The following is a 19014-nucleotide window of genomic DNA, read 5'->3' on the forward strand; positions in this document are numbered from 1 at the left end:
CTGGAAAAAATCAGAGTGACCTGTCATGAAGCAACATAAAAGTTTCAGTCAGTTTATGTTTCATTGGCTTGCTGGATATTTTTGTCTCTTTTTTATCGGTTCCCTTTGCAGCCCTGTTGCCCATGCCTTTATACAAACTCAATATTCACGGGGAGAACCCTCAATAAAAACGGTAGGAACCTCCAGTAATCAAGAAGACGACAGCTACTTAATAAATCCGGGAAGTATTCTGGTTGAGTGGCTCACCACTGGAAAAAAGTCCCTTGATAATCAGGTTTTTCCCAATAACACTTATATACGACTTTGTTTCAAGTCTCGAAAAGAAGTCTCTTTCTACCGGAGTAAATCATCTGACCCGACCCATTTTACTTCATCCAATAATGGCAGTTTAGATAACGAACCTTCTCAAGGTCACAATGTATCAGTACTTTTAAAAATCCAGTCAGTTTCCGGGCATGATGTTGTCCATTATGACCCGGGAAAGTGGCGCTTTAATTCCGACTGCGCATCTTTCACCAATAATGCGAAAACGACTGAGGATGAAGTCCCTGTACCCACTCAGGTTGTCATCACCACCGCGGATGAGCTCCCCATTAATTCCTCAAAAAACTATTTAATGCCTTATGAAAAACCAACACAGAATAGTGGAAAAGGTGACGTATACGCATCCGGCGGAGCTTTTGACGATGGCCCGGATGATAAAGACGATTTCTGGAAACGCCCCGGAGGCGGCTCAGAGCGGATACTCTATGCATGGTCACTGGACAAGCTTTCTATTCTCCTGACCCAGATCGGGCTTCAGCCCTATAAAGAGCAAGAAAGGCGACCGGCCATTTACCTTGTTGTCTGGCACGACGGCTGGAGAAGTACCAATATAGCCATACCTGTAGAGTTATGGAGGGTAATGGTAAAACGCAATCATCATCGGGACCCGAGGGTACTCAGGGCATTATCACAAAACCCCGTTGATCCCACAGTGGCCTATTGGCAATGGGTAGAACAGAATCCTGATTTGAACAAGCTTTATGGAACCAACCCTACGTTAGTCCTTGATCGTTTAAGTCTGCTCGCATTAATCCCGGGCAAGGCACCTGCCCCCGTCCGCCAGCCAGGAGGGGAACAGGGGGAAAGCAGCGGGCAAAGTGGCGAGGCGCAAAAGACCCAACAGCAAACATCGAACCAACCTGCTGCGCCATCAGACAAAAGCATAAATGAGCATCGTGGCAGAGATGGAAAGGCTGATGATGGCAACGGTGATCATCCCCCTTCACAGAATATTAAATGCATGAATTGTGGCAAGCCGGTAGTGGAGTCTAAATCTTACTGTCAGGACTGTCTTGATCAGCAGAAAATTGCCAGAAGCCCGGACGAAGAAAGGGATAATACAGAACTTAATGAAGCACTGAAAAAAACCACAATATTTGATAGCCCACATGCGCTCTCAGAAGCAGAGACACTGATAAAAGCGGGAGCTACGCTGGAGCTTTCTTTCATAATAGAAAAGCTATCGAAATTTATCGGTCATAAACCAGAGATGGCTATTCGGCACAAAGTTAGAACCATTGAGCCCTGGGTAGACCTGTGGATCAAGTCACATTTTATAGATATTGAGTCTGAAGAATGGAATAAGCTGATATGGGCAAGACTAAAGGCAGAACTTGGAGATACACATAAACATAAAGCAGAATTGTATAAATACCCAATCACTTGGTTTAAATGGCTATCAAAAAAATTCTCACAACCTTTTTTGGATGACGAATTTGCAAACGCTGTGAAGAAAAGAAAATACTGGAATGCTAAGTTACTCAAAGAAAATGGAGCCAAAGTTAATCAAGCAGATATTGATGCCGAGCTGGAAAAAGCTGTGGCTGATAACGATGTAAAGAGAACTGAAAATTTGGTTATGCTTGGAGACACAAACTATGGGCCTGCTATGACCCCGCTGCTCAAGGGTTTGTGTTCCAAAAATCATGATTCTTATTCTATTGCAAACAGTTATCTCGCTCACGGAGCTGTCGTTACCACCGAGATTATGAAGACCGCGATAAGTAAATACACTTATCGCAAAAAAGAGTTGCTAAAAGAGTTAATTAAGCAAGCTCAGCCTGAAGTTTTGGTGGCTGGGTTGAATCACGCATTTTCAATTAATAAAACCAAAGCTATAGAAGCACTGATTAAATTGGGAGGCGATACCATTACCTCATTGATCACCGTAGAGCTCATGCAGAGCAGCAAATATTCCTACTCTCAATACGCCCATGAACTAGCTGATGGCGCTTCACTCTCTCCGGGTATCGCAGATGCAGGGCTTCAAGAAGCTATTTTGAGAGGAAGTTCCAGCAAAGCTAAGCACTGGATAAAGTTTGGTGCTGTTGCTGACGCTAGTCAGCTTGCTAAGGGGCTTGAAAAAGCAGCCGAACGTGGTAGATCAACTTCTGCCAAAGAATGGAGAGAACTTGGTGCTCCTTTTGACGTTGACCAGCTTAATAAGGGGCTTGAAAAGGCAGCCCAAAAAGGTAATTTAGAATTTATAAGAGAATGGGTAGAGCTTGGAGCTATACCCAGCCAGGAAACATTCTTTGCAGTAATTAATAAAGCCATCATTATGAATAATCTTATTAAGAGGGCTAAGGCCAGAAAGAATGTGAAATATTTAGATCCAAACAGCTTTGATTCTCGCATGTTCGAGAAGCTACCATGGCTAAAGTACGGGACAAAAAAATACAACAGGGGCCGTAAAAATCAATCTTGACCGGTTCATTAGCAGAATAGTTGGGCACTGGACGTTTCAACCATTAACGGGAATTTAGCCAGCTAAGGGGCGCAGCATTCAATAACTTACCGGGCTTTTGGCTGTTGGCTTTTGGCTATTAGCTGCTCATACAGCCAACCGCCAAAAGCCAACAGCGGTATATTATGTTCTGCTGCTTCCCTAACATGGTTCACGCCTTACAGGGTTGGCAAATAAAGCCAAATGGTTGGCTGAACGGATCAAGATTGATTATTTTTTGTATATCACAAAAGACTGACTAAACTCTGAGTCTGGAAAAATAAGAGTGACCTGTCATGAAGCAACATAAAAGTTTCAGTCAGTTTATATTCCACTGGCTGTCTGGTTTTTTTTGTCTCTTTTTTATCGGTTCCCTTTGCAGCCCTGTTGCCCATGCCTTTATACAAACTCAATATACACGGGGAGAACTCTCAATAAAAACGGTAGGAACCTCCAGTAATCAAGAAGACAACAGCTACTTAATAAACCCGGGAAGTATTCTGGTTGAGTGGCTCACCACTGGAAAAAAGTCTCTTGATAATCAGGTTCTTCCCAATAACACTTATATACGACTTTGTTTCAAGTCTCGAAAAGAAGTCCCTTTCTACCGGAGTAAATCATCTGACCCGCCCCATTTTACTTCATCCAATAATGGCAGTTTAGATAACGAACCTTCTCAAGGTCACAATGTATCAGTACTTTTAAAAATCCAGTCAGTTTCCGGGCGTGATGTTGTCCATTATGACCCGGGAAAATGGCGTTTTAATTCCGACTGCGCATCTTTTACCAATAATACCAAAGCGACTGAGGATGAAGTCCCTGTACCCACTCAGGTTGTCATCACCACCGCGGATGAGCTCCCCATTAATTCCTCAAAAAACTATTTAATGCCTTATGAAAAACCAACACAGAATAGTGGAAAAGGTGACGTATACGCATCCGGCGGAGCTTTTGACGATGGCCCGGATGATAAAGACGATTTCTGGAAACGCCCCGGAGGCGGCTTAGAGCGAACGCTCTATGAGTGGTCACTGGACAAGCTTTCTATTTTCCTGACCCTCACCGGGCTTCAGCCCAATAAAGAGCAACAAAGGCGACCGGCCATTTACCTTGTTGTCTGGCACGACGGCTGGAGGAGTACCGACATAGCCATACCTGTAGAGTTATGGAGGGTAATGGTAAAACGCAATCATCATCAGGACCCGGGGGTACTCAGGGCATTATCACAAAATCCAGTCGATCCCACAGCGGCCTATTGGCAGTGGCTAGAACAGAATCCTGATTTGAACAAGCTTTATGGAACCAATCCTACGTTAGTCCTTGATCGTTTAAGTCTGCTCGCATTAATCCCGGGCAAGGCACCTGCCCCCGTCCGCCAGCCAGGAGGGGAACAGGGGGAAAGCAGTGGGCAAAGTGGCGAGGCGCAAAAGACCCAACAGCAAACATCGAACCAACCTGCTGCGCCATCAGACAAAAGCATAAATGAGCATCGTGGCAGAGATGGAAAGGCTGATGATGGCGACGGTGATCATCCCCCTTCACAGAATATTAAATGCATGAATTGCGGCAAACCGGTAGTGAAGTCTAAACCTTACTGTCAGGATTGTCTTGATCTGCAGGAAGCTGCCAAAAGCCAGGTTCAGGAGAAATATAATACAAAACTTAATGAAGCACTGAAAGAAGCCACCAAATTTGATAACCCTCGTGCGCTCATTGAAGCAGAGACACTGATAAAAGTGGGAGCTACGCTGGAGCTTCCTTTCATAATAGAAATGCTATCGGAATTTATCAATCATGAATCTGAGATGAGTATTCAAAACAGAGCTAGAATCATTGAGCCTTGGGTAGACCTGTGGATCAAGTCACATTTTATAGATATTGAGTCTGAAGAATGGAATAAAATGATATCGGCGGGACTAAAGGCAGAACTTGGAGATATGTATAAAGAAGAATTGTATGTATACCCAATCATTTGGTTGAAATGGCTACCAAAGAAATTCTTACAGCCTTTGTTGGATAACGAATTTGCGAATGCTATGAAGGAAAGAAACGACTGGAACGCTCAGTTACTTAAAGAAAATGGAGCCAAAGTTAATCAAGCAGATATTGATGCCGAGCTGGAAAAAACTGTTGCTGATAACGATGTAAATAGAACTAAAAATTTGGTTATGCTTGGAAACACAAAGTATGAGCCTGCCATGACCCTGCTGTTCAAAGATCTGTGTTCCAAAAACCATGGTTGTTATTCTATTGCAAACAAGTATTTTGCTCATGGAGCTGTCGTTACCACCGAGATCATGCAGACCGCAATAAGCAAATACACCAACCACAAGAAAGAATTGCTAAAAATCTTAATTGAGCAAGCTGAGCCTGGAGTTTTGGCGGCTGGCTTAAATCACGCATTTTCAATTAATAAAACCAAAGCTATACAGGCAATGGTTAAATTTGGAGGTGATACCATTACCTCATTGATCACCGTAGAGCTCATGCAGAGCGGCAAATACTCCTACTTTCAGTATGCCCTTAATCTAGCTGATGGCGCTTTACTCTCTCCGGGTATCGCAGATGCAGGACTTCAGGAAGCTATTTTGAAAGGAAGTTCCAACAAAGCTAAACAATGGATAAAGCTTGGTGCTGTTGCTGACGCTAGTCAGCTTGCTAAGGGGCTTGAAAAGGCAGCCGAACGTGGTAAATCAAGTGCTGCCAAAGGGTGGATAGAACTTGGTGCTGTTGCTGACGCCAGTCAGCTTGCTAAGGGGCTTGAAAAGGCAGCCGAATGTGGTAGATCAAGTGCTGCCAAAGGGTGGATAGAACTTGGTGCTGTTGCTGACGCTAGTCAGCTTGCTAAGGGGCTTGAAAAGGCAGCCGAACATGGTAGATCAAGTGCTGCCAAAGGGTGGATAGAACTTGGTGCTCCTTTTGACGTTGACCAGCTTAATAAAGGGCTTGAAGCGACAATCAGAAAAGGTGATTTTGATTCTGCCATGGAATGGATGCGTATTGGAGCTGAACTCAATCAGGAAATTATCAATAAAGGGCTTGAAGTTGCAGCCGAAAGAGGTGATTTTGCTTATGTCAAAAAATGGGTGGGGCGTGGAGCTAAACTCAGCCAGAAAATTATCAATAAAGGGGTTGAAGCATCCATCAAAAATAATGATCTTCACAGTGCCAGGAAGTGGAAGAAACTGAAACCCAGTCCTGAGCAAAGCCGATAAAATTACTTTCCGGAACAGGTTCCTTGAATGTTTCCCGGAAATACTCAAGGAACAGAAGATGTTACTGTTGCTTTCTGCTCTATTTGCATCTCATAAAATACTGACTAGACTCTGAGCTCTGCAAAATCAGAGTGACCCGTCATGAAGCAACATAAAAGTTTCAGTCAGTTTATATTCCACTGGCTGGCTGGTTTTTTTTGTCTCTTTTTTATCGGTTCCCTTTGCAGCCCTGTTGCCCATGCCTTTATACAAACTCAATATACACGGGGAGAACCCTCAATAAAAACGGTAGGCACCTCCAGTAATCAAGAAGACGACAGCTACTTAATAAATCCGGGAAGTATTCTGGTTGAGTGGCTCACCACTGGAAAAAAGTCTCTTGATAATCAGGTTCTTCCCAATAACACTTATATACGACTTTGTTTCAAGTCTCGAAAAGAAGTCTCTTTCTACCGGAGTGAATCGTCTGACCCGACCCATTTTACTTCATCCAATAATGGCAGTTTAATTAACGAACCTTCTCAAGGTCACAATGTATCAGTGCTTTTAAAAATCCAGTCAGTTTCCGGGCGTGATGTTGTCCATTATGACCCGGGAAAGTGGCGTTTTAATTCCGACTGCGCATCTTTCACCAATAATGCGAAAACGACTGAGGATGAAGTCCCTGTACCCACTCAGGTTGTCATCACCACCGCAGATGAGCTCCCCATTAATTCCTCAAAAAACTATTTAATGCCTTATGAAAAACCAACACAGAATAGTGGAAAAGGTGACGTATACGCATCCGGCGGAGCTTTTGACGATGGCCCGGATGATAAAGACGATTTCTGGAAACGCCCCGGAGGCGGCTTAGAGCGGATACTCTATGCATGGTCACTGGACAAGCTTTCTATTCTCCTGACCCAGATCGGGCTTCAGCCCTATAAAGAGCAAGAAAGGCGACCGGCCATTTACCTTGTTGTCTGGCACGACGGCTGGAGAAGTACCAATATAGCCATACCTGTAGAGTTATGGAGGGTAATAGCAAAACGCAATCATCATCAGGACCCGAGAGTACTCAGGGCATTATCACAAAACCCCGTTGATCCCACAGCGGCCTATTGGCAATGGGTAAAACAGAATCCTGATTTGAACAAGCTTTATGGAACCAATCCTACGTTAATACTTGATCGTTTAAGTCTGCTCGCATTAATCCCGGGAAAGGCACCTGCCCCCGTCCGCCAGCCAGGAGGGGAACAGGGGGAAAGCAGTGGGCAAAGTGGCGGCACGCAAAACACCCACCAGCAAGCATCGCATCAACCGCCTGAGACACCAGGCAATAACATCAATGAACATCATAACAGCGGTGAAAAGGGCGATGGAGATGGCGATCATCCCGGCCCGTCCCGGAATATCAAATGCGCACAGTGTGGCGTGAACCCACGAGTGGAGCCTAAACTTTACTGTCAGGATTGTCTTGAACAACAGGAAGCTGCCAAAAGCCCGGTTCAGGAGAAAGATAATACAGAACTGAATGAAGCACTGAAAGAAGCCACAATATTTGGTGACTTACATACGTTCTCACAAGCAGAGAAACTGATAGAACAAGGAGCTACGCTGGAGCTTTCTTTCATAATTGAAAAGCTATCGGAATTTTTCAACCCTAAACCTGAGATGAGTATTTGGTCCACTCTGACAAGTATGTTTTTTCATTCTGAACCCGTAAAAAAGTGGTATAGAATCGAAGACATTCAGCCTTGGGTAAAGCTGTGGATCAAATCACATTTTATAGATACTGAGTCTGAAGAATGGAATAATCTGATCCTGGAAGAAATAAAAGCGCAATACGAAGACCTGATGGAAGGCATGATTGATACCTACCCAAAAATTTTGCTTACGTGGCTATCAAAAAAATTCTCACAGCCTTTTTTGGATGGCGAATTTGTGAAAGCTTTGAAGGAAAGAAAATACTGGTACGCACGGACATTAAAAAGCAATAGCGCCCAAGTTAATCAAAAAGATATTGATGCTGAGCTGGAAAAGGCTGTGGCTGATAACGATGTAGAGAGAACTAAAACTTTAGTTAGCCTTGGAAGCACAGATTACGGGCCTGCTATGACCCTGCTGCTCAAAAATTTATGTTCCGAAAACCGTGAATCTTATTCTATTACAAACAATTATTTCACTCACGGAGCTGTTGTCACCACCGAGGTCATGAAATTCGCTATAAGTGAATTTACTCATCATAAAAAAGCGTTGCTAAGAGAGTTAATTAAGCAAGCTCAGCCTGAAGTTTTGGAGGCAGGGTTGAATCACGCATTTTCAATTAATAAAACCGAAGCTATAGAGGCACTGATTACATTGGGATGCGGTGCCATTACCCCATTGATCACCGTAGAGCTCATGCAGAGCAGCCAATATTCCTACTCTTATTATGCTGACATACTAAAAAAGCTGGAAGAAGTTGACGTTTCACTCTCCAGGGGTATCGCTGAAGCGGGGCTTCAAAACGCTATTTTGAATGGATACCCCAATGATGCTGAACTCTGGATAGAGCATGGTGCTTCTGCTGACGTTGATCAGCTCACTAAGGGGCTTGAAGCGGCAGTCAAAAAAGGTGCATTTAGTTTTACCAAAAAATGGGTGAAGCTTGGCGCTAAACTCAGCCAGGAAATTATCAATAAAGGGATTGAAGCATCCATCAAGAGGAGTGATTTTGAGAGCTTCGGGGAGTGGAAGGAACTGAAACCCAGTCCTGAGCAAAGCCAATAAAATTACTTTCCGGAACAGGTTCCTTGAATGTTTCCCGGAAATACTCAAGGAACAGAAGATGTTACTGTTGCTTTCTGCTCTATTTGCATCTCATAAAATACTGACTAGACTCTGAGCTCGGCAAAATCAGAGTGACCCGTCATGAAGCAAAATAAAAGTTTCAGTCAGTTTATATTCCACTGGCTGGCTGGTTTTTTTTGTCTCTTTTTTATCGGTTCCCTTTGCAGCCCTGTTGCCCATGCCTTTATACAAACTCAATATACACGGGGAGAACCCTCAATAAAAACGGTAGGAACCTCCAGTAATCAAGAAGACAACAGCTACTTAATAAACCCGGGAAGTATTCTGGTTGAGTGGCTCACCACTGGAAAAAAGTCTTCTGATAATCAGGCTCTTCCCGACAACACTTATATACGACTTTGTTTCAAGTCTCGAAAAGAAGTCTCTTTCTACCGGAGTAAATCATCTGATCCGACCCATTTTACTTCATCCAATAATGGCAGTTTAATTAACGAACCTTCTCAAGGTCACAATGTATCAGTGCTTTTAAAAATCCAGTCAGTTTCCGGGCGTGATGTTGTCCATTATGACCCGGGAAAGTGGCGTTTTAATTCCGACTGCGCATCTTTCACCAATAATGCGAAAACGACTGAGGATGAAGCCCCTGTACCCACTCAGGTTGTCATCACCACCGCAGATGAGCTCCCCATTAATTCCTCAAAAAACTATTTAATGCCTTATGAAAAACCAACACAGAATAGTGGAAAAGGTGACGTATACGCATCCGGCGGAGCTTTTGACGATGGCCCGGATGATAAAGACGATTTCTGGAAACGCCCCGGAGGCGGCTTAGAGCGAACGTTCTATGCATGGTCACTGGACAAGCTTTCTATTCTCCTGACCCAGATCGGGCTTCAGCCCTATAAAGAGCAAGAAAGGCGACCGGCCATTTACCTTGTTGTCTGGCACGACGGCTGGAGAAGTACCAATATAGCCATACCTGTAGAGTTATGGAGGGTAATAGCAAAACGCAATCATCATCAGGACCCGAGAGTACTCAGGGCATTATCACAAAACCCCGTTGATCCCACAGCGGCCTATTGGCAATGGGTAAAACAGAATCCTGATTTGAACAAGCTTTATGGAACCAATCCTACGTTAATACTTGATCGTTTAAGTCAGCTCGCATTAATTCCGGGCAAGGCACCTGCCCCCATCCGCCAGCCAGGAGGGGAACAGGAGAAAAGCAGTGGGCAAAGTGGCGGCGAGCAAAATAGCGGTCAGCAAGCATCGCATCAACCGTCTGAGACACCAGACAATAACATTAATAAACATCATGGCAGGGGTGAAAGGGGCGATGGAGATGGCGATCATCCCGGCCCGTCCCGGAATATCAAATGCGCACAGTGTGGCGTGAACCCACGAGTGGAGCCTAAACTTTACTGCTGGGATTGTCTTGAGCAACAGAAAGCTGCCAAAAGGCCTATTCAGAAGAAAGGTAATAAAGGACTGAATGAAGCACTGAAAAAAACCATAATATTTGGTGACGTAGGTGCGCTCTTACAAGCAGATGAACTGATAGAAAAAGGAGCTACGCTGGAGCTTTCTTTCATAATAGAAAAGCTATCGCAATTTATCGATCCTGAACCTGAACCTGAGATGAGTATTTGGTCCACTCTAACAAGTATGTTTTTTCAAATACTGGGCTATGAACCCGTAAAACCCGTAAAACCCGTAAAAGAGAGAGACAGAGTTAAAACCATTGAGCCTTGGGTAGATCTGTGGATAGAATCAAATTTTATAGATATTGAGTCTGAAGAATGGAATGAGCTGATATTGACAGGACTAAAAGCTGAATACAAAGATCTGATTGAAGATGAAATAGATACCTACCCAAGAATTTGGCTTAAGTGGCTATCAAAAAAATTCTCACAGCCTTTTTTGGATAACGAATTTGTGAACGCTGTGAAGGAAAGAAAATACTGGAACGCTATATCACTCAAAAACAATGGAGCTAAAGTTAATCAAACAGATATTGATGCTGAGCTGGAAAAAGCCGTGGCTGATAACGATGCAGAGAGAACTGAAAATTTGCATAGTCTTGGAAGCACAAGGTATGAGCCTGCTTTGACCCTGCTGCTCAAAGATTTGTGTTACAAAAACCTTTATTCTTATTCTATTGCAAACGATTATTTAGCTCAGGGAGCTGTTGTCACCACCGAGATAATGAAGATCATGATCAGAATGGTAGAACGTACTGAGAATAAAGACAATTTGCTAAAAATGTTAATTAATCAAGCTCAGCCTGAAGTTTTGACGGCTGGGTTGGATTACGCATTTTCACTGAATAAAACCGAAGCTATAGAGGTACTGATTAAATTGGGAGGCAGTACCATTACCTCATTGATCACCCCAGAGCTCATGCAGGGCACAAACTATTCCTACTCTGCTTATGTCAGCATACTAAAAAGAAATCTGAAAAGTGACGCTTCACTCTCCAGAGACATCACTAAAGCGGGGCTTCAAAACGCTATTTTGAGCGGAGACTCCAATGATGCTCAATTCTGGATAAAGCATGGTGCTTCTGCTGAAGTTTATCAGCTTACTAAGGGGCTTGAAGCGGCAGCCGAAAGAGGTAATTTTAAAAATGCCAAAGAATGGGTGGAGCTTGGAGCTGAACTCAGCAAGAAAATCACCAATAAAGGGCTTAAAGCAGTAGCCAGAAGAGGTAATTTTAAACATGCCAAAGAATGGGTGGAGCTTGGAGCTGAGCTCAGCAAGAAAATAATCAGTAACGGGCTTGATGCAGCCATCAAAGCTATCGATATTGAGAGTGCCAGGAGTTGGCGGAAACTGAAACTCAGTCCTGAGCAAAGCCAATAAAATTACTTCCCGGAAATACTCAAGGAACAGAAGATTTTACTGTTGCTTTCTGCTCTGGCTCGGACTGACTCCTGACCAGCGTTTAAAAGCCCGGGAAAAGGCACTCAGGTCGGAAAAGCCGAGCCGGAAAGCAATATCAGTCATAGTGATATCAGGATCACGCATCAACAGCAGGGCTTTTTCAAAACGGTATTTTTCCAGCAAGCTGCGGTAGCTCATACCCAGAGCGGCCAGTCTGCGATTCAGGGTGCGGGAACTGACGAACAGTTCTGAGGCCACCTGCTTTTCCGACAGATCAGCCAGACTGGGCTTACTGTCCAGAACCCGGTAGACCTGCATAACAATATTCTGCTCCGAAATCTGTTCGACCTGACTACGCAACAGGCTCAGGACACCCAGATAAAGCTCGCTGTCACCGTGTTTCAGTGGTGTTTGCAGGTGCTCTGCCCGAATACGGATTTTTCGCACTGGATGGTTAAGAGTGATAGAGCACTGGCAGTAAGCTGCAAATTGCTGAAGAACCGTTTCACTACAGGCTACCTGACCCATCTGAACTTCTATATCCGTCACCGGCTCTGAGGTAGCCTGATGAATAAACTTCAGCAGGACGGCCAGATACAGTGTGATGCCCAGATGGGAAACCCGGGTTTCTTCATCAAAGGGCTGGCTGCTAAGCAACCATAACTCGGCATCCCCGGTATCAGTCTGGTGGTAGTGCAGCCTCAGGGGCATAGAGAGGTAAGCGCAGTAATCACTGGCATTTTTAAGCAGGGTGGCCAGATTGGGTGCCAACCACAGGGACAGGGAGTAGCAACCAAACGTCAGTGGTTGAACACCTTGTGCGATTTTAGCCAGAAACAATGGATCACCAGAAGCCTCGCAGGCCTGAGCCAGCATCTTTTTGGTGTCGCGTATATCATCAATATCGCCGGTATGCGCTTGCTGAGGTTCCAGAGGTAACTCTATTGAACCAGCCGCCTGCTGGATTAGCTCCCGCCAGCCTTTGTGAATTGAGAACGGAGTGACTTTAGAACCTTGTGCCATCGTGATTACATCGTTTCGGGCATGAAGCAGAATAGTAACCTGTGGATCGGTGATCTTAAAGCCTCTGATTCCTTGTTTTCCCATGACTGTCGTAGTGTCACGAAAATGGTCAGGGTTAAAAGCGGCTTTTTATTCCCCGCTTCATCCAGAGCACCAGGGGGACGGCAACCACAAAAACGGTAAAGAAAACAACTAATAAGAAGCCAAAGATTTCAATTTCTACGAGCTGGTCGAGGCCTGAAACCAAAGGCACCTTGACGCCTACTATCCCGTAACAATGGACGAAAGCCCTAATAGCAGCAGGCTCATTTCATATTGGTAGAGACTTTTTGTCCCGTACATAGGAAATTCAGACTACACTGCTGATTGCTTTTTTTACGCATTTGAAGCCTTTTCTTTTTTGCTGTCCTTTGCTGTCACTTGTGATTAAAGGCTCCGGGAAAGATAGTTTATAAAAAGCAGATGAGCTTCATTCATTCTCAGATCAAATTTTATTGATTATCAGGTGGCTACGTTTTGGGATGAGAACTAGCTGAGTGTTGTCTTGTGCATAATTTCAATAACTCCGAACTGTAGGCAGGAGCTTAAAGGTGCATAATTACTTGACATCTCTGAGTGCTGACTTTTTACGACTTTTTATTATCTTCCTGTTTGCCAGTTCAGCGCTTTTTGCTGCCACCGACGGTGTTATCTGTAAACCAGTCAGTGATTTAACGGCAGGTTTTTCAGGAAAGGCGTTTTTAGCTGATTCGTTTTTAGCCGACAGCGGTCAGGTATGTTTTAAACCTGTTGACGATAGCAGAGCAGTTTTTTCTCCTTTCTCTGACAGTTTGCTTTTCTATTCCCTGTCAACCGTTTTTTCAACTGCCGGAAGCGCCGGTGTTGTTTTTTCGGGCAGACCCGGAAACGTATTGAGCCACAAAAACCCGTTACAGGCGGAATCACCGTCCCGGACATCCTTTTTAAAAACACTGTTAAAAAACAGATTGCTTCCTGACGGTGCTTTTTCCAGAGAGGCAAACGACAGAAAAAGAAACAGGCTTGAGGGAGAGCTGGATCAGGCGATTGCTAACTGGCAGCGACTTGTTAAAAGACCGCCTTATCCTGCCGCTGTTGTTTCTGTGAGTGATGCCTCTATGCGGGTAGTTATTACCCGGGACAACATTCTCCGGAGTGCCAGCCTGGTTGCTTTGTACGAAAAACTGCTCAACATCCAGACGCAAAGCTACCTCGCACTTTTGGATATCGAAGCTCTGAAGGACATTGCAGGTATCGTCACAGGTAGTCTGGTGGCTTCCGGGAGTGGCGGTGATGATGACGATGACGATGACGATGACGATAATGACAGCACTCATTACACCTTCGATGCCGAGCCTGAGCCACTGATCATTGTCTATGGCGACAAGGAGTACCCGGAGCAGGATTCAGCGGAAGAACTGATCAGGAAGAATCTGGAAAATAAACGACAACTGTTAAAAATCCTCCGAAAAAAAATGCAACAGGCCATAGCCCGGGGTCATGGTGACCTGGCCCGGATTCTTGATAACAGGATCATGCTGATTGCCGCTGACCTTGAATACCTGACTGATTTGGATACATCCGCAACCGGAATAACGGAAAACGATCAGGGTTCCCCGGGGATTTTGTCATTCCTGAAGGCATCGCTGGCTACTGATGACCGGGAGCTGTGGCAGCGTGATGATGACGCCCTGAAACAGGCGCTGTCTCAACACCAGGTAAACACTGTCTATCAGAGCATTCTCATTGTTCCCGGTGAGCTGACACATGAAGAAGCCCTGTTCTACGACCGGTGGCGACTTACGGACGCGGGTTTGGTTTACCAGGCATTGAGAAGACGGCTGGAACAGGAGTTGCAGCTGGAAACAGACGACATTAGCGTTTCAACAAAACAAACTGAGTTTCTGGTTTCTGGTCTTGAAACGCTGGCGCGTCAGTTCCGGGCTATGTTTTCGGCTGATCTTTCAAGCCATTACGATAGGAGGCAGGTACCCCATAAGGAAGGCGGAGACCTGAATCAGAAAAAACGCAAGGCCAGTTCATCTGAGGCAGCAGGCAGTCAAGAAGGCTCAAATTCAAACGCCCGCAAAAACAAAGCGTCTCGGGATAATAAGAGTGAGAGAGGCTGGAAAAAAGGCGATGAAGGGGAAGAGCCACCTGACAAAGATAAACATACATACAGCAAGACCATCGACTGCCCGTCTTGTCACGGACCTTGCGAAGAGGAGAAGCCAGAAGCTGGTATTTCAGTAGCGGGGGGACACTCAACCGCTGCAGAAAAAAATGAGAGGTTGCATAAAAATAGTTATGATATCCACACGGCTAAAAGAACAAACTTTGAAGAAGATAGACAATTCAATTCTTCAGGCACAGCTTCTTTTTCCTCTTACGGTGTTACAAAGCAAGATGAAAAAGCAGAAGCTTCATTTTCGGACAGAGAGGCACTTTCTGCCGCTGTGATTGAGCTTGCTAAGTTCAACCTTTCAATCAAATGGGAAAGGGTGGCTAGTAAGCTTAATTTTGACCAAAAAAGTATAAATTTTTTGAAAGATAAACATATTGGCTCTAATGAAGATGCCCACTTAAAACTAAGGCAAGATTACCCAGGATATTGCTCACTAATAGAAGAAATGCTCACAACAGCATATATTACTAAAAAAATACCTCCTGAGTTAATAATCGATGTTCTTGATTCTGTATTAGAAGACCAAAGTGAATTGTCATTTAGAGATGCGCAAAAAGCTGATTTTACTTTAGTTAGAATGAGTAATAAAAGTAACAAAAAGTATGAGTCTTATGTTTTTTTGATCTGGATTAAACATCCAGCTTCTAAAGAAGCTCACCCGCTCCCTAATACAAAACGCAATCCGGTACAACAAAATGCATATGACTGGGCTATCAGAAATCCTGACAAGCTTGTTATTTTATGGTTCAGTGGCTCAACCTTAAATAAAAAAAATAATGACAGTAAGATACTTGATGATTTTGCAAGCACTGTAGCTTTAAAGGGGGTTCGTAATTTATTTCTTTTTAATGTTGACCATATAGATTGGGGTGATGAAAAAAGAAAAAAATTCTGTCCTTCGGATAAAGAAATAGATATTAGCTCACTTTTACAACCTGATAATCCTGAAATTAAATTTTCATCATATCTCAATGGGCTACGTGTGCTTTTACTATCTCGAGGGAGTAGCTGTATTTTATCTGCTGCAAAAAAATCGAGTTACCTTATAAGAAAAGATGATGTTCCGACCTGTGGGTCATACTTTGATATGGATTATATTCCGATTCCGTTTAACACTTATTCACATTGTAAAAAAATATTATGTAGAGATGGCAGCTTCGATGACCCCTGGTTTTATCAAGGGAGGAAAGTCTTTTTAAATAAGTCAACTCCAAACAGCATGCTGGCAACTGTTGATGAGTCCCTTTCCGGGCTAGATAATTGGCCGATATTTTCTTCTTATTCAAGAAATAAAAATATGGCCAAAAATCAGCCATATTATTACTCTGTAACATTACTTTTTAGGATGTCGGATGTATATTATGATGATAAAGGAAAGAAAATAAAATGGGATAGGGACACAACATGGAAATCTGATTTTGAAGATGATGGCTTTAATCATCCCTTATTTTTTGATAGAGAGAAGTATCCAGCTTATTTGCTCGAGCTTCTAAAAAATCCTCTATCAAAAAATGATCCGATGGCACCAAAAACTCCTCCTGAATTTAAGTAATAAGTGTATAACGGATGCAATTAAAAGTGTTCCCCAAACAGCACCTGCCTGAAATTCGACCATAATATTGTGAATTCATCATCTTAGATGAGAAATTATGGAATTAGTACATTATTTCTTGCTATCAATATACGATATGGGAGTAGCGACAATTAAGGGGCGCAGCATTCAATAACTTACCGGGCTGTTGGCTTTTGGCTATTAGCTGCTCATACAGCCAACCGCCAAAAGCCAAAAGCCAACAGCCAACAGCCAACAGCCAACAGCGGTATATTATGTTCTGCTGCTTCCCTAAGCCGCCAACTCAGCCGCAACCGGTGTCCGAATCAGGTAATCAAAAGCACCCAAAGACGCTGTTGCACCACTGCCCATAGCGATGATGATCTGTTTGTAAGGTGAATCGGTGACATCACCAGCGGCAAACACACCGGGAATAGACGTTTCACCCTGGGCTGAGGTAATGATTTCCCCTCGTGGAGTCAGCTCAACATCGCCTTTCAGGAATTCGGTGTTTGGCACCAGACCAATCTGTACAAAAATTCCGGCCAGCTCAATGCTTTTGTTTTCACCCGTACTGCGATCGGTGTAATTCAGTCCTGTTACCCGTTCACCGTCGCCCAGTACTTCGGTAGTCAGCGCTTCGGTAATGATGTCAATATTGCCCATCGACCGGGCTTTTCTCTGCAATACCTCATCTGCCCGCAGCTTGCTGTCAAATTCCAGAACGGTCACATGCTCTACAATACCGGCCAGGTCAATCGCTGCTTCTATACCCGAGTTACCGCCACCAATAACGGCCACTTTCTTACCTTTGAAGAGTGGGCCATCGCAGTGTGGGCAGTAGGCGACACCTGCCCCCCGGTATTCTTGTTCGCCCGGAACATTCATCTCTCTCCAGCGCGCGCCAGTGGCAAGAACCAGAGAACGGCTTTTCAGTCTGGCACCACTTTCCAGCTCTACTTCAATCAGGTCGCCGGTCTGTTCAGCGGCAATCACCTTGCTGGCTGTCTGGTTGGTAATGATGTCTACATCGTAATCACGAACATGTTCTTCCAGGCTGCTGACCAGCCTGGGACCTTCCGTTGCTTTAACGGAGATAAAGTTTTCGATACCAACGGTATCAAGCACCTGTCCACCAAATCGATCCGCTACTACACCGGTACGAATGCCTTTACGGGCTGCGTAAACAGCAGCGGACGCTCCTGCCGGGCCACCACCGACCACCAGCAAATCAAAGGCTTCTTTTTCATTAATCGCTTCTGCCTGTCGTTCACCAGCGTTGGTGTCGATTTTGTTCAGGATTTCTTCAAGGGAAATACGTCCCTGGGCAAAGGATTCTCCGTTCAGGAAAACGGAAGGTACTGCCATCACCTTACGGCTATCGACCTCTTCCTGATAAAGAGCCCCATCAATCATGACATGGGTAATATTGGGATTAATGGCCGCCATCTTGTTGAGTGCCTGGACGACATCCGGGCAGTTCTGGCAGCTGAGAGAAACATAGGTTTCGAAATGATACTGACCCGGCAGCCCTTTAATCTGCGTAACGAGGTCGTCGGACAATTTTGCATCATGTCCACCACTGTGCAGCAGTGCCAGCACCAGTGAGGTAAATTCGTGTCCCATGGGTAAACCAGCAAACTCTATCCGGCTACCAGAGTCCGGAGAACGGATGCCCATAGACGGCTTGCGACTATTATTACCTTCCACCCGCGTCACCAGACTGGATTGCTCAACGATATCGTCAATCAACCCGGACATTTCTCTGGATTTTTCATCACCTGACAGAGACGCAACCAGCTCAACGGGTCTCTTGAGATTCTGCAGGTAAGTGTTGAGTTGAGCTTTAATATTTGCATCTAACATGATGATTCCAATCCTTTTCCTGAATCATCAGGGAACAATCCACCATCTCCGGTGTGTCCCCTGACGTATAACGATTTTGCGGTTTAGATCTTGCCAACCAGATCCAGAGAAGGCGCCAGAGTCTCTTCACCTGGCTGCCATGCAGCCGGACATACCTCACCGTCGTGAGTCGCCACATACTGGGCAGCCTGTACACGGCGCAGCAGGTCTTTAGCGGAGCGACCAATACCCAGGTCGTTGATTTCAGCCGCCTTGATTTCACCTTCCGGGTTAATGATGAAAGTACCGCGCAGAGCAAGACCGTCTTCTTCAATCATCACACCGAAGTTGCGGGTAATTGTACCGGTTGGATCGCCCACCATTGGGAACTTGATTTTGTTGATGGTTTCAGAGCTGTCGTGCCAGGCTTTGTGGGTGAAGTGAGTGTCAGTAGACACCGAGTAAACTTCCACACCCAGTTCTTGCAGCCTGGCGTAGTGATCCGCCACGTCACCCAGCTCGGTTGGGCAGACGAAGGTGAAATCCGCAGGGTAGAAGACCACAACAGACCACTTGCCCAGCAGGCTTTCTTCGGTCACGTCGACAAACTCGCCATTGTGAAAAGCAGTAGCGCTGAATGGCTTGATTTTGGTGTTGATCAGAGATTGAGTCATGGTTCCGTACCTTTATACTTTGAGTATTTATCGTTCGGAACGACGGCTTTTTGCTGCGTCCCGTTGATGGGTTTAAT

Annotated in this window: 8 protein-coding genes; 5 read left to right on the forward strand and 3 right to left on the reverse strand. The window is 44.7% G+C overall.

Annotated features, from left to right (window positions below):
- Positions 1-25: 25 nt before the first annotated feature.
- From NX720_RS06840 to NX720_RS06855, 4 genes are all read left to right on the forward strand, one after another.
- On the forward strand, positions 26-2752 hold the full coding sequence (locus NX720_RS06840) for a hypothetical protein (protein ID WP_262600264.1): 2727 nt from the start codon (positions 26-28) through the stop codon (positions 2750-2752).
- A gap of 314 nt (positions 2753-3066) precedes the next feature.
- Positions 3067-5985 (forward strand): hypothetical protein, encoded by a 2919-nt coding sequence (locus NX720_RS06845; RefSeq protein ID WP_262600265.1) that lies wholly within the window; start codon positions 3067-3069, stop codon positions 5983-5985.
- A 1128-nt stretch (positions 5986-7113) separates the two neighbouring features.
- Positions 7114-8736 carry a hypothetical protein gene (locus NX720_RS06850; RefSeq protein WP_262600266.1) on the forward strand — a complete coding sequence of 541 codons (1623 nt, stop codon included), beginning with the start codon at positions 7114-7116 and terminating at the stop codon, positions 8734-8736.
- Positions 8737-9864: 1128 nt separating this feature from the next.
- Positions 9865-11619: a hypothetical protein gene (locus NX720_RS06855; protein WP_262600267.1), complete on the forward strand. Its 1755-nt coding sequence runs from the start codon at positions 9865-9867 to the stop codon at positions 11617-11619.
- Positions 11620-11655: 36 nt separating this feature from the next.
- Here the strand turns inward: NX720_RS06855 and NX720_RS06860 are convergent, their stop codons facing one another.
- A complete protein-coding gene (locus NX720_RS06860) occupies positions 11656-12663 on the reverse strand; it encodes an AraC family transcriptional regulator (RefSeq protein ID WP_262600269.1) in 1008 nt (335 codons plus the stop codon).
- Between the two features lie 1238 nt (positions 12664-13901).
- On the opposite strand from NX720_RS06860, the gene NX720_RS06865 reads away from it, so the two are divergent.
- Complete coding sequence (locus NX720_RS06865) at positions 13902-16418, forward strand: hypothetical protein (RefSeq protein ID WP_262600270.1); 2517 nt, start codon at positions 13902-13904, stop codon at positions 16416-16418.
- Positions 16419-16709: 291 nt separating this feature from the next.
- Here NX720_RS06865 and ahpF read toward each other — a convergent pair whose 3' ends face one another.
- Both ahpF and ahpC read right to left on the reverse strand, forming a co-directional pair.
- Positions 16710-18284: an alkyl hydroperoxide reductase subunit F gene (gene ahpF, locus NX720_RS06870; RefSeq protein WP_262600271.1), complete on the reverse strand. Its 1575-nt coding sequence runs from the start codon at positions 18282-18284 to the stop codon at positions 16710-16712.
- Between the two features lie 83 nt (positions 18285-18367).
- Entirely contained in the window at positions 18368-18937 is a 570-nt protein-coding gene (gene ahpC / locus NX720_RS06875; RefSeq protein WP_262600272.1) for an alkyl hydroperoxide reductase subunit C, read from the reverse strand.
- Between the last annotated feature and the right edge of the window lie 77 nt (positions 18938-19014).

The organism is Endozoicomonas euniceicola (assembly GCF_025562755.1).
GTDB lineage: Bacteria > Pseudomonadota > Gammaproteobacteria > Pseudomonadales > Endozoicomonadaceae > Endozoicomonas_A > Endozoicomonas_A euniceicola.

Coding starts and splice junctions, on each gene's coding strand:
- NX720_RS06840 (WP_262600264.1), top strand. CDS start 26: ATGAAGCAACATAAAAGTTTCAGTCAGTTTATGTTTCATTGGCTTGCT.
- NX720_RS06845 (WP_262600265.1), top strand. CDS start 3,067: ATGAAGCAACATAAAAGTTTCAGTCAGTTTATATTCCACTGGCTGTCT.
- NX720_RS06860 (WP_262600269.1), bottom strand. CDS start 12,663: ATGGCACAAGGTTCTAAAGTCACTCCGTTCTCAATTCACAAAGGCTGG.
- ahpF (WP_262600271.1), bottom strand. CDS start 18,284: ATGTTAGATGCAAATATTAAAGCTCAACTCAACACTTACCTGCAGAAT.
- ahpC (WP_262600272.1), bottom strand. CDS start 18,937: ATGACTCAATCTCTGATCAACACCAAAATCAAGCCATTCAGCGCTACT.